We start from the raw sequence: 13,830 nt of genomic DNA, 5'->3' as shown, positions 1-13,830 counted from the left end.
CGGAGAACATCCTCACCTTACTTAAAAAGGTCTCGATTTAGTCTCGATTGATATGCTACTTATTGTCTTATTTGACCCCCTTTTAAGCAACAAAAGCGCATAAAACCTATGTTTTATGCGCTTTTGTATCAAATTGAGATATTGCGAAGTGACCCCTACGAGATTCGAACTCGTATCGCTGGAACCGGAATCCAGTATTCTATCCATTGAACTAAGGGGCCTATTTGTGGTAGGTACACTAAATATCGTATATACGCTAGCTTTTTCCTAAGACGCGCAAATTTATAAAAACTTTTGAATAAAAGGCATGACATACAATTTACTCATAGCATTAAACCCGCAATATGCATTAGAAAACCTATTACGAAATGAAACTACTTCTAATCAAGAAGTAAACTAACTTGTCTCAACTCACCATAGCGGTGCTATGATTCGTCTCAACAAATCCTTGATTATTTGTATTTTCATTCCTCATTACAATACTCTAATACATAATCCGGGTTTAACTACTTACCAAACTACTTTTATCCTACGCTAAAACTCATTAATCATTTCTCGCTCAAATTCTAAAAGATTTTATAATTTCGCAGCTTCATGCTTAATGAGTAATTATTAAGCTTTATAGAAGAATATTAAGACACATACTAATATGGATTACAATTTTAAAGCCATTGAAACCAAATGGCAGAAGCAATGGGTAAAAAACAAGACCTACAAAGTTGAAATTGACAAAGACCGTCCTAAATTCTACGTTTTGGATATGTTCCCTTATCCATCGGGAGCAGGACTACATGTTGGTCATCCACTCGGTTATATTGCTTCCGACATTTACAGTCGTTTTAAACGATTAAATGGCTTTAATGTATTGCACCCAATGGGTTATGATGCCTATGGTTTGCCAGCAGAGCAGTATGCTATCCAAACCGGTCAGCACCCAGCAATTACCACTGAAAAGAACTTAGAGCGTTACCGCGAACAGTTGGATAAAATTGGCTTTTGCTACGATTGGGATCGAGAAATTAAAACATGTGATCCATCGTATTATCACTGGACACAATGGGCCTTCACCCAAATGTTTGATAGCTACTACTGTAATCAAGCTAAAAAAGCGGCGCCCATTTCAACATTAGTAGAAGCCTTTAATGCTGCGGGTACATCAGGTTTAGATGTAGCACAAACCGAAAAGCTGGCCTTTACCGCTGATGAGTGGAAAGTAAAATCAGAGAAAGAACAACAAGAAATATTATTAAACTACCGTTTGGCTTACTTGGCTGATACCATGGTTAATTGGTGTCCTGCTTTAGGAACCGTATTAGCCAACGACGAGGTAAAAGAAGGTATCTCGGTACGTGGTGGTCATCCTGTAGAGCAAAAGTTAATGCGCCAATGGTTGCTACGCGTTTCTGCCTATTCCGAAAGGTTACTACAAGGCTTAAACGATGTGGACTGGACAGACTCGCTTAAAGAGATGCAGCGTAACTGGATTGGTAAAAGCGAAGGTGCTGAGATGAAGTTTCAGGTAAAAGATTCAGACATTGTAATGGATATTTTTACCACTCGTGCCGACACAGTGTTTGGTGTAAGCTTTATGGTACTAGCACCTGAAAGCGATTTAACAGCTCAGTTAACAACGGCTGATCAAAAAGACGAAGTGGAGGCTTATGTTAAAGCTACTGCAAAACGTACTGAGCGAGAGCGTCAGGCCGAAGTAGATAAGGTAACAGGTGTATTTTCAGGTTCGTATGCTATCAACCCTTTAAATGGTGAAGAGATTCCTATTTGGGTGGGTGATTACGTGTTGGCAGGTTACGGAACAGGTGCTGTAATGGCCGTTCCTGGGCACGATACACGCGACTTTAAATTCGCTCGTCAGTTTAACTTACCTATTATTCAGGTGGTTATTCCTGAAGGAGGAGAAGCCAGCGACACGGCTACTTGGGAAGATTCAAAGGACTCCAAAGCGGGTACTATGATTAACTCTGATTTCTTAAACGGTTTATCTGTACCAGAGGCCATTGCTAAAACCAAAGAATATATTCGCGAGAAGAAAGTAGGCGATGTTCAAACCAACTATCGCTTGCGCGATGCTATCTTTAGCCGTCAGCGTTATTGGGGAGAGCCATTCCCAGTATATTATAAGGATGATATGCCTCAAATGGTAGATGCAGCTGATTTACCTTTGGAGTTACCCGAAATAGATAAGTTTTTACCTACCGAGCAAGGAGAGCCGCCTTTGGGACGTGCTAAAAATTGGGTATATAAAGATGCTTATCCATTGGAGTTAAATACCATGCCTGGTTTTGCAGGTTCATCGGCGTACTACCTACGTTACATGGATCCTAAAAACGACAAAGCATTAGTGGGTAAAGAGGCCAACGAATATTGGCAAGATGTTGATTTATATATCGGAGGAACCGAGCATGCCACTGGTCACTTGATCTATTCACGTTTCTGGAATAAGTTTTTATACGATATGGGTCATGTAATTAAAGATGAGCCATACAAAAAGCTAATTAACCAGGGTATGATACAAGGTCGTTCTAACTTTGTATATAGAATTAATGGTACCAATAAGTTTGTTTCTCTAAACCTAAAAGGAGATTACGATACTACCGCCATACACGTTGATGTAAATATTGTGAGTAACGATGTATTGGATCTTGAAAAGTTTAAAAACTGGAACCCTGAATACAAAGATGCTGAGTTTGTACTAGAAGATGGCAAATATGTATGTGGTTGGGCTGTGGAGAAAATGTCGAAGTCGATGTTTAACGTGGTTAACCCTGATGATATTATTGAGGATTACGGTGCAGATACACTTCGTTTATATGAGATGTTCCTTGGGCCATTAGAGCAAAGTAAGCCTTGGGATACCAATGGTATTGATGGGGTACACAAGTTCTTACGTAAAACATGGCGTTTATTCTACGATAAGGACGAAAAGCTTAACATCTCCGATGAAAAGCCAAGTAAAGATGAGTTTAAAGTATTGCACAAAACCATCAAAAAGATTTCTGACGATATAGAGAAGTTCTCTTTTAACACCTGCGTTAGTGCCTTTATGATTTGTGTAAACGAGTTAGGTTCGTTAAAATGCAACAAACGTGAAATACTTGAGCCGCTTACCGTATTATTAGCTCCTTTTGCTCCACATATGTCAGAAGACCTATGGGAGAAATTAGGTAAAACAGAAACAGTATGTGATGCTGAATGGCCAGTATTTGATGCTTCTCACTTAGCAGAATCTACTTTTAGCTATCCGGTATCATTTAATGGTAAAATGCGCTTTAAGTTAGATATGCCTGTTGATGCTACTAACGATGCCATTGAAGCCGCTGTTAAATCTCACGAAAGTGCTCAAAAATGGTTGGAAGGTAAATCAATTAGGAAAATGATTATTGTTCCTAAAAAGATTATTAATGTGGTAGTTGGATAGGCTTTTAAATGCTTAAGCTGATAGACTTTAGATAAGATACATATTTGCATACAGATGACTGTGCAAGTATGCTTTAAATAGATAAAAAGTATAGGGAACTCCATAATGAGTTCCCTATTTTTTTATCATTAATATACGTATTGTGGTAAATATATTCATATAGGCGTATACTAGTAAACTCCTTACCCCCCTAGTAATACATTAGTTAGCCACTCACTAACTACAAATTAAATACAATAAAACTTTATAAATCATTAGCAATAATTAATAATATACATTAACTTGTTATAAGTGTACTATATCTTAATCTACTTAAAAACTACATTCACTGCCTTAATATGGCAAAGTGTAGTAAGTAATAAAAGATAATTACACTAGCGAATACTCTAACGGAGGTTGTTTGGATACTTTGGAGAACTGGGAAAGTAAAGCATTGAACTTCAATGCTACATTAAACAGCTTGAATAAATAAACTATGTAACATACTAGTACTATTATACCTAAATAGTATGTCATATAATTAATTATTAACCAAATAAAGTATTCTTATGAAATTACCTTATTTTCTTACAAAGTTGTACCTAACAGGTAGCGAAAACAAGTATCGTGCGCAAGTACAAAAACAAGAAGTACTTAGTCGTGAAGAGCTGGCCAAACGTATGGCCAACAAAAACACAGCCTTTTCAACAGCTGACATTAGTGGTGTTTTTAACCTGATGCAAACATGCATTATTGAGGCCATTGAAGAAGGCTATGCAGTAGATGGTATTATGGGCATGCTTAAATACTCTATACAAGGTTCGTTTGAGAATATAGAGGATAGTTTTGATCACTCACGCCATGGTGTTAAGGCTAATATTACATTGTATCGTAATTACATTGACGCTATTAATAAGATACAGGTAGAAAAAGTAACGGCTACAGTTACAGGGCCTAATATTTCCTTAGTAAAAGATGGTACCGACCACGAAGCTGAGGTAGATACGCTTAAAACAGGTGGTATTGCCAAAATTATTGGGGAGAATTTGAAAGTGATAGCAGGAGAAAGCAGCAATGGTCAAGGTATTTTCTTTATCAATAACAGTGGGGTAGAAACAAAGGCTGACCTTATTATTGATAACAACCCATCCAGACTTACCATTGTTATACCCAATAGCTTGGTAGCTGGCAATTATAATTTACAGGTACGTACCTACTACAACAAGAGCCAAGTATCTAAACAATTACTTAAAGGGATATATGATAACAATATTCAATTGGTAGCTCCTTAAGCAATAGGTAAACACCTCTTTAGGCATTAAGGAGGTGCTCCCTTAAGCAATAGGGAATTTCTCCCTTAAGTAGTAGGGAGCATTTCCTTTAAGCATTAGTATTACCATTATTTAAATATAAGTATTGATTATTTGCATAAGTAAAATGAGTATATCTTTAATTAATACAAGGTAATAGATGGCCCACCATATGCAAGCAATAAGTTAAGCATACCCCAATTGTATGGGCAGTAATAATAAGGTTAACTTAAAACTTATGAGCATAAAAAAAGGGAATCCGTATTCGGATTCCCTTTTTAGTTTTATCAATAATAAAGCAACTACTGCATATCTCCCATGGATGGTAGACCCTCTAATATAGAAATACGTAGCGCACTTGCTATATAGTTTTCTGCATTATAGAACTTAGATGCTACTTTAGTTCCTTTTAGTTTCTTCACTTTTTTATAGTATGTCAACACTAGTTTGTCATTGGCTTTTTTAAGCTTTAATATACTAGCCATTAACTCATCGGCCTTTTCATCTGTAATAGACCCTAAGTTTTCAGTATAGTCATTTAAAAGATCATATCTCTGCTTACCTAATTCTTTTCTTTTTACTTCATACTCATCGTACACAGTCCAAAATGAGTCGGCATAATCTATTTTCATAAACTCCTGAACAAAAGCCTTTTTTTCTGTTCCAAAAATAGATTGAATAAAATCAATCTCAGCTTCGCTAGTTTGAGCTACTGAGTAAGTTAATGACATTAAAAATAACGTCGCGGCTAAAAATAATTTCTTCATGATAAATTCTAATTTTTATTAATTACTATTTGTATTCTTTATTCATCAGGAATATCCGTTTAACTAAGTTCTGTATTCCTTTATAACGAATGTACACAAAAAATATATACTAGAAATGAATTGTATTATATGTTTTCATGGTATATATTCAATTATTGTATATTCATATGCTGTTTGTATGTAATAACCACAAAATACACTTTGTGTTCAACTAAACATTTACTTACATTTGCCCATAGGTGTGCATGATTAATATAATTCCTATAACATCTACTTTTATAATATGATACACAAATTATATCACTATAGGTTTGAAAGTTTTCTGTTAAGTCAATTGGCTATTTTGTTTGGGTCGTTATTAATGCCATTAAGTTATTTCGATATCATGTCTCCAATATTCTTCTTCCTTAATATTATAACCGGAAGTTTTTTTATTGGTAAAAAAGATCGAGTACCTGTTTGGTTTATCATTGGTGTACTCATCATTGTTGGGGCTATACTGTATCTTTCTGTATATAACGAGCCTCCTTTCAAATTTTTAAGAGTAGGTGTATTATTTAGCTTTTATCTACTTTCTACCTATAGGCTTATTAAGCAAATTTGGGAAGCTAAAATAGTTGATAGAAAGATTATACTAGGACTGATAAGTGGTTTTATATCCTTGGGTTTTGTTGGCTTTTTTATATTCTTTAGCATTGAATTAATAACCCCAGGCTCATTTTCGGGCTTACCTACCATTCAAGATACCACAAATTCCATCACCGAAAGGTTGATGTATTTTAGTTATATAACCTTACTTACTATTGGTTATGGCGATATGTTACCATTAACACATTTGGCTCAAAAGGCAACCATATTGGTGGGCTTAATTGGGCAAATATATTTAGTTGTTATTACCGCTATTGTGGTTGGTAAATACATTAATCAGTTACCCATAAGTAAAAAGGAATAATACCATTATTGCATCACGTTAATCATTACACAAAAGCCTAGTCATATTCTATTACTTTGGGCTTTCCTATGCTTAAATCTTTAAATAGTTTGGGGTCGGATAAGGTAAAATTAAAACCCCAAAAGCCATTGTAGTTTGAGTTACCTGGATAATAAGATGCCCGTATAGAAATGGTGCTAAAGGCTAAACTTTCGTTTCTAATATTAAAGCCTGTTCCTATACCTGCATTAAAGTTTTTACGCTGAAAGAAGTTTCTATCTGAGCCTATAAAACCGGCATCTAACTTAAGCACCGTAGCCATTCTGAAACCATAAAAATACCAAGGGGTAAACAATACTGTTTCCGATCCGAAAACCAAACGACTTTCACCTCCAATAGATTTATGCTTTAATCCCTGAATGGGTTTACTCATGGTAAGTTTATTATACTCGAACATGTCAGAACCATGCACGTAGCTAATATTAAAGAACTCACGTAATTTATATCTACCTAAATAAAATAGGTTAGAAAAGGTTTTAATACGAGTACGAAAAACGCTATTCACCATTTCTCCTTTATCAAGGTAGGTACCATAATTACTAATTATTTGAAAGTAGCCCAACTGCCTTAAATACTTGGCATAGCCAATATCAAATCGCATATATGGATATTCAAAAAACTCGCTCTTTTCATATCCTAAGGTTCCTTGCAAAATAAAACCATAGGGCACATCCTCGGTTATTCCGAAGCCCAACAGGTATCTACTTTTTAAATACTGAACATTATAATACAACAACGAGCCAAAGTACTGCTGCTTACGATGAAAAACATAGTTGGAATCGGGAGATACAAAAGGCCTATCATCAAACCGTTCGTTGAAGTATCTTGCCTTTAAAATGATGTTTTTATTAGACTTGTTGTTTTTAAATACCTTGTGCCCTACCCAATAGTCCTGAAATATAGAGCTTATAACTGTATCAATTTGTACATCTTCGGGACCAACATTTGCTGTATAGGATTTATAACCTAGCTCAACTGTACCACCAGTATTTACCGTGGGAATGGTTAAATCGCGCTCAAAGCGTCCTTTAAACTCACTACTAGGGTCTGTTAATTTTAAGGTAAGATCAAAATCAACAAAGCTACCCTGAATATTTTTATATTTATAGTTACCTATATAACCCCAACTAGGGTCGTACTCCTTTTTATGCACTATGGTATTTTTCCATTCGGTACCCGTACCTAAAAAGTTTTTATTATACACCCCTAGCTTAAAATCCCTAAAGCCATTAAAAGATCCATCTATACCCACCGGAAACACATCAATAGTAGTCACTATTACATCCACCGTATCTGTATTACCATGGCGTTCCACAAGGGTTATTCTAGCATCTTCGAGTGCAGCTAACTGACGCAGTATCCTCTCATTCTCTGCCAGTACAAACGGATTAACCTTTTCTTCGGAATGAAAGGTTAAGTTTTTTTTGATGATTCTTTTTTTAGTAGTTACATGTACATCGGCAATAGACTTATTGAGCAAACTATTCTTTTTAATGGAGTCTTCTAACTCTATTGAATAGAGGAAATCTAAGTTGGATATATGAATATCCCCAATAACCTTGCCTTCATATTTCCTAAAAGGATCTTGACTATTCTCTAATATCTTATCTGCCTGTGTGGTATCTTTCTTTTCCGGACTTCGAAAAATGAACTCATACAGTTCACTGGTTATCCAGTTGTTTTGAGACTTATTGTATATATTTCCGTAAAACTGAGATGTTTTTTGGGTTTTATTTTCAGATATCTTATACTTCTTGCTGGTTTCTAAAATAACAACCGTATCCCGCTCAAAGTATAAAACCGTATCCTTGGTAACAAAAAAACTATTGGCTTCTACAGCAATAGTGTCCATTACCTGTGCTTTAACCTGTACTGGAATTACAGCAAGCAACAACACAAGCGATAACAGTAAATATCGTATAATTAAGGATTTCATTGGTGATGATTAATTCAAGCACAAATATATTAATTATAAGTTGGGCTAAAACTCAATCAACAAAAAAGCCATCCTGAATTATATTCAAAATGGCTTTTTAATTAATGCTTTGTTACTGGTAAAGGTAAATCGTCGAGATCCTTTTTAAGCGGTTTATAAAACTCTTTAAATCGTTTTGCATCTTCTTTTTTAACCGGTTCAACGGGTGGTGCCTTTACTTTAAGTGGGTCAATGGGTTTGCCATTTTTAAATACCCTAAAATCTAGGTGAGGCCCTGTTGATAAACCAGTAGAGCCAACATAGGCAATTAACTGACCTTGCTTTACTTTATCTCCTTTACTAATACCTTTGGCAAAACCATTTAAATGCATATAAACCGTAGTATATACACTATTGTGTTTAATCTTTAAGTAATTACCTCCTCCTTTGGCTTGATATGCTTTGGCAATTACCCTACCATCACCAATAGAGAACACGTGAGTTCCTTTGGGTGCTGCGTAATCTATTCCATGATGTGGCCTGCGTATCTTTAAAACGGGATGATATCTACTATTGGAAAAGCGGCTGCTGATACGTGAGAATTTAAGCGGGGCTTTTAAAAAGGCCTTTCTAAGACTCTTTCCCTTTTCATCAAAGTAATTATACGTAGCGCTGTCCTCCTGAAAGTTAAATGCGTAATAATCATCTCCTCTATGATGAAACAACGCGGCCTCTATAGAGCTTATTCCCACCGAGACAGAATCTACATAATCTTCGGTATACATCACCTTAAAAAAGTCGCCATTTTCTATACCAAAAAAGTCTACAGTCCAGGCATAAATATCAGATAGTTCAAGAGATAAAACAGGGCTCGCATTATTTTCCGTCATGGCATTCCATAAAGAAGAGGTGATTACCCCTGTTGCTGTTTTCTGTACCTTTCTTACGGGCTTTTGTCCGGTAGTAACAGTAATAGAATCGCTTAAATCATATACTACATAATTCACTTTATCAATTTCATACACAAAATAGCGTGCATTGCGCAAGGTATCCTTATCCATAAAAACAGTATATGGATTACCTACCTTTATTTTTCTAACATCAAAAGTATCTTTGCTCTTGTTGGCCAATAAATCTATTTGCTTGTAAGGAATGTCGTATCTTAATAATATAGATGCTAAAAACTCATTTCGTTTTACACGACTATTTTCAATATTAAAAGAGTCTACAGGAAGTCCAAATTTTAATTCAATTGGCTCGGGTACTTCCTTCACTACTAAAGAATCTGCCATTACTTGTTCAGCATCCTTTTTTTTCTTTGAGTTACAAGCCGAAAAAGAGATGGCAATAATTGATATTAATACAAAAGAGGTCAGTCCGTTTTTTAATAACTTAAGCATGATACGAGTTGAGTTGTTGTGTTTATTATTAGAATTCGCAAGTTATTATATCATACGAAGAAATCAAGCCTAAATTGCATCAAAGCTGAGTTTTTAGCGAAGAAATTATGCTTTTATCTTATCAAAACCTTTACCAAAAACATTAGACACATTGCCCATGGTAACAAAAGCTTCAGAGTCTATATCCTTAATTAGTTTAAAAAGTGTGGAGGAAGTGCGTTTCTTAGATATAATCATCAGTATTTTTCTACTTTCTTTAGTATAACCGCCCACGCTATCAATAATGGTAACCCCTTTATCAGCCACCGTTAATATTTTCTCAGCAAGCTCTTCATATTTATCACTAATAACAAATATTTGAACAGACTGCTTATTTCCGGTTATAACCATATCTATACAATAGCTAAATATAGCCATAGAGATAAGACCGTACATGATTTTTTCTATATCCTGAAAAACGATATAACTGGTTGAAATAATAACAATATCAAAGCCAAGAAGTAATCTACCCAGACTGATATTCTTGTATTTATTAACAACCATGGCTATAATCTCCGTTCCTCCAGTACTACCTCCATTAATAAATAATAAGCCTGTACCAGCACCGCCTAAAGCAGCTCCAATAAGTGTAGCCATAAAAATATCGCTTACCAAAGGTTCGGTAAAATGCTTCGTTAAAATAGATAACAACAGGGAGAAGATAACAATGCAATAAACCGTTTTTACACCATAGGATAATCCTAAAATGCGTATAGCCATTAAAATTAGAACGGCATTAATGGCTAAGGATGTAACACCAATATCCCATCCCCATAAAAAATAAAAGGTACTCGACAGACCAGTTACTCCTCCTCCAATAATATCTGATGGTATTAAAAACCCAGCCCACCCTAAGCTGGATATACCTACAGCTATGGTTAATATAGCATATGATTTTATTTCGCTGAGTACCTTGCTTGAATTCATTCAGTTCTTTTTATATTAATTACGCCTTTATTTGGTCAAAACCTTGACCGTATACACCAGAAACACTACCCATGGTAACAAAGGCCTGGGGATCGATATCTTTAATTATCCTGAATAGAACAGATGAAGTTCGTTTTTTAGAGATAACCATCAACACCTTTTTCTCTTCACCAGAATACCCACCAACACCATCTAAAATAGTAACACCTTTTTCCGCCGTATTAATTATTTTATCCGATATTTCTTTGTACTTATTACTAATAATAAACAGCTGCACTGTAGATTTATTACCACTCATCACCATATCAATGGCATATCCAAAAATAGCCATGGTAATAAAACCATACATTACCTTCTCAATATCTTGAAAAACAATATATCCCGAAAAGATAATAAACACATCGCAAAGTAGAATAATCTTTCCAAGACTGATATTCTTATACTTATTTATAATCATAGCAATAATATCAGTACCACCTGTACTACCACCATAAACAAAAATCAGTCCCCCTCCTGTTCCTGCTAACGACGAACCAATTAGAGTAGCCATAAAGGTATCATCGGTCAGCGGCTCATGAAAGTAGCGCGTTAATACCGATAGTAAAACACCAAAAAGAGCAATACAATAGATACTTTTTATGCCAAATGAGAACCCCAACATCTTGATGGCCAACACAACCAAAAGCACATTAACGCTCATAGAAACCAAACCAACATCCCATCCCCATAAAAAATGACAGGTACTAGCCAAGCCAGTAATACCACCTCCTACAATGCCAGCAGGGATAATAAAAGCGGTCCAACCCAAAGATGCTACGCACAGAGAAAATGTCAGCATTAAATAGGACTTAATTTCTCGTATTAACTTTTTTCTTTCCATTACTTTATAGATGACTACAATCAGGTCTTACAACCCTAGTTTTAAATCAGTTAAATTTTCGGCAAAGTAAAGCAAAGGTGATGAGATAAAACCAAAACGATTGTCATGTTTTAGCTATATTCTATTATGATTTTTCTCAGGGTAATGTAAAAAAGAAAGGCTAACTCATATGGAAACGAGTTAGCCTTAAATATATAATTAGTTTATTTTCTTAATCGAGTTTAAGAACCGCCAAGAAAGCTTTTTGAGGAACTTCTACATTTCCTACTTGCTTCATACGTTTCTTACCTTTCTTCTGTTTCTCAAGTAGTTTACGCTTACGACTGATATCACCACCATAACATTTAGCAGTAACATCTTTACGCACTGCTTTAACTGTTTCTCTGGCAATAATTTTTGCTCCAATAGCTGCCTGAATAGCAATATCAAATTGCTGACGAGGAATTAATTCCTGCAGCTTTTCGCACATTCTTCTACCTAAAGTATAAGCATTATCAAAGTGAATTAAGGTAGATAAAGCATCCACACTTTCTCCATTCAGTAGGATATCTAATTTAATTAATTTCGCTTGTTTAAATCCGGTAGAATAATAATCAAAAGAAGCATATCCCTTTGAGATACTCTTAAGTTTATCATAGAAGTCAAAAACAATCTCTGCTAAAGGCATAGTATAATTTAACTCTACTCTATCCGAAGTTAAGTAATGCTGCTTTTGAAGCTCACCTCTTTTATTTAAACACAATGTCATTACCTGTCCTATAAATTCAGATTTAGTAATTATTTGTGCATGAATATAAGGTTCATCAATCCGGTCAACCACAGTTGGCTCTGGCAAACCAGAAGGGTTATGAACCTCTAGCTCTTCTCCTTTTTTAGTATGAACAATATATGGAACGTTTGGTACGGTAGTAATCACATTCATATCAAACTCACGGTCTAAGCGCTCCTGAATAATTTCCATATGAAGCATTCCCAAGAAACCACATCTAAATCCGAAACCTAACGCCGCCGACGATTCTGGCTCAAAAGTTAATGAGGCATCATTCAATTGCAGCTTCTCCATGGAAGCACGTAAATCCTCATAATCATCACTATCGATAGGATAGACGCCAGCAAAAACCATTGGTTTCACTTCCTCAAAACCTTCAATTCGCGCATCACAACCACCCTTAACCTGGGTAATGGTGTCTCCTACTTTTACCTCTTTACTGGTTTTAATACCTGAGATAATATAGCCTACGTCACCAGTTCTTAAAACCTTCCTCGGCTCCATATCTAAGCGAAGTACACCAATTTCATCGGCGTAATATTCCTTACCCGTAGCCATAAATTTCACAAGATCCCCTTTGTGGATTTCTCCATTTACAACCTTGAAATATGCTATAATTCCTCTAAACGAATTAAATACTGAATCAAAAATCAAACATTGTAAAGGCGCTTTATTATCACCTACTGGAGCTGGAACTTTATCAACAATAGCTTCTAGAATATCATCAACACCTTCGCCTGTTTTACCACTCGCTCTTACAATTTCGTCTCTATCACAACCAATCAAATCAATAATCTGATCCTCTACTTCCTCAGGCATCGCATTGGGCAAATCCATTTTATTCATCACTGGAATAATATGTAGATCGTGCTCAATAGCTTGATAAAGGTTAGAAATTGTTTGCGCCTGAATTCCTTGTGTAGAATCCACGATTAAAAGTGCCCCTTCACAGGCAGCAATTGATCTGGAAACTTCATAAGAAAAGTCAACGTGCCCTGGGGTATCAATTAAATTAAGAACATATTGCTCACCATTTAATTCATAGTCCATTTGAATAGCATGGCTTTTTATGGTAATACCACGCTCTCTTTCAATATCCATATCATCCAACACCTGTGCCTGAGCATCTCTTTCTGAAACGGTTGAAGTATACTCTAACAGTCTATCTGCAAGCGTACTCTTACCATGATCGATATGGGCAATAATGCAAAAATTCCTTATATTTTTCATTTATTCTATAATTCTAACTTCATCAATTGGGCAAGCCCCTCTTATTTGAATTTGCAAAGATACCTAAATCATTGTAATTTGATTTCTTTTGTTTCTTAAATTAACACAAATAGTACAATATTCGACACTAAAATAAAATGTAAGGCCTTCTACTTAAATTATCCATTGTTTCATGTAAAACATATGT

9 protein-coding genes and 1 tRNA gene are annotated in these 13,830 nt (G+C 35.4%); 3 read left to right on the top strand and 7 right to left on the bottom strand.

Annotated features, from left to right (window positions below; all coding sequences use genetic code 11):
• Nucleotides 1-149: 149 nt before the first annotated feature.
• A tRNA-Arg gene (locus A8L32_RS11140) sits at nt 150-221 on the bottom strand.
• Between the two features lie 428 nt (nt 222-649).
• Between A8L32_RS11140 and leuS the strand changes: the two genes are divergently transcribed.
• The gene (gene leuS / locus A8L32_RS11135; RefSeq protein ID WP_066630602.1) at nt 650-3,436 is read left to right on the top strand and encodes a leucine--tRNA ligase; all 2,787 of its coding nucleotides are present in this window, start codon (nt 650-652) and stop codon (nt 3,434-3,436) included.
• A gap of 548 nt (nt 3,437-3,984) precedes the next feature.
• Entirely contained in the window at nt 3,985-4,707 is a 723-nt protein-coding gene (locus A8L32_RS11130) for an HU family DNA-binding protein (RefSeq protein WP_066630597.1), read from the top strand.
• Nucleotides 4,708-5,027: 320 nt separating this feature from the next.
• Here the strand turns inward: A8L32_RS11130 and A8L32_RS11125 are convergent, their stop codons facing one another.
• Nucleotides 5,028-5,492: a hypothetical protein gene (locus A8L32_RS11125; RefSeq protein WP_066630595.1), complete on the bottom strand. Its 465-nt coding sequence runs from the start codon at nt 5,490-5,492 to the stop codon at nt 5,028-5,030.
• Nucleotides 5,493-5,775: 283 nt separating this feature from the next.
• Here A8L32_RS11125 and A8L32_RS11120 point away from each other — a divergent pair, with 283 nt between their 5' ends.
• Nucleotides 5,776-6,444: an ion channel gene (locus A8L32_RS11120; RefSeq protein WP_075590579.1), complete on the top strand. Its 669-nt coding sequence runs from the start codon at nt 5,776-5,778 to the stop codon at nt 6,442-6,444.
• A gap of 37 nt (nt 6,445-6,481) precedes the next feature.
• Here A8L32_RS11120 and A8L32_RS11115 read toward each other — a convergent pair whose 3' ends face one another.
• The 5 genes from A8L32_RS11115 to lepA all read right to left on the bottom strand — a co-directional run bounded on the left by A8L32_RS11115 (nt 6,482) and on the right by lepA (nt 13,643).
• Complete coding sequence (locus A8L32_RS11115; protein WP_066630591.1) at nt 6,482-8,419, bottom strand: hypothetical protein; 1,938 nt, start codon at nt 8,417-8,419, stop codon at nt 6,482-6,484.
• A 101-nt stretch (nt 8,420-8,520) separates the two neighbouring features.
• Nucleotides 8,521-9,798, bottom strand: coding sequence for a M23 family metallopeptidase (locus A8L32_RS11110; protein ID WP_066630589.1), 1,278 nt, complete (start codon nt 9,796-9,798; stop codon nt 8,521-8,523).
• A gap of 105 nt (nt 9,799-9,903) precedes the next feature.
• Nucleotides 9,904-10,764, bottom strand: a complete 861-nt coding sequence (locus tag A8L32_RS11105) for a YitT family protein (RefSeq protein WP_066630587.1) — start codon at nt 10,762-10,764, stop codon at nt 9,904-9,906.
• Nucleotides 10,765-10,783: 19 nt separating this feature from the next.
• A complete protein-coding gene (locus tag A8L32_RS11100; protein WP_066630585.1) occupies nt 10,784-11,644 on the bottom strand; it encodes a YitT family protein in 861 nt (286 codons plus the stop codon).
• 211 nt (nt 11,645-11,855) lie between these two features.
• Nucleotides 11,856-13,643, bottom strand: coding sequence for a translation elongation factor 4 (lepA, locus tag A8L32_RS11095; protein ID WP_066630583.1), 1,788 nt, complete (start codon nt 13,641-13,643; stop codon nt 11,856-11,858).
• Nucleotides 13,644-13,830: the final 187 nt, after the last annotated feature.

The organism is Labilibacter marinus, from assembly GCF_001659685.2.
Classification (GTDB): Bacteria; Bacteroidota; Bacteroidia; order Bacteroidales; family Marinilabiliaceae; genus Saccharicrinis; species Saccharicrinis marinus.
Note: the sequence above shows the minus strand (reverse complement) of the source record. Positions and strands in the feature narration are given on the sequence as shown.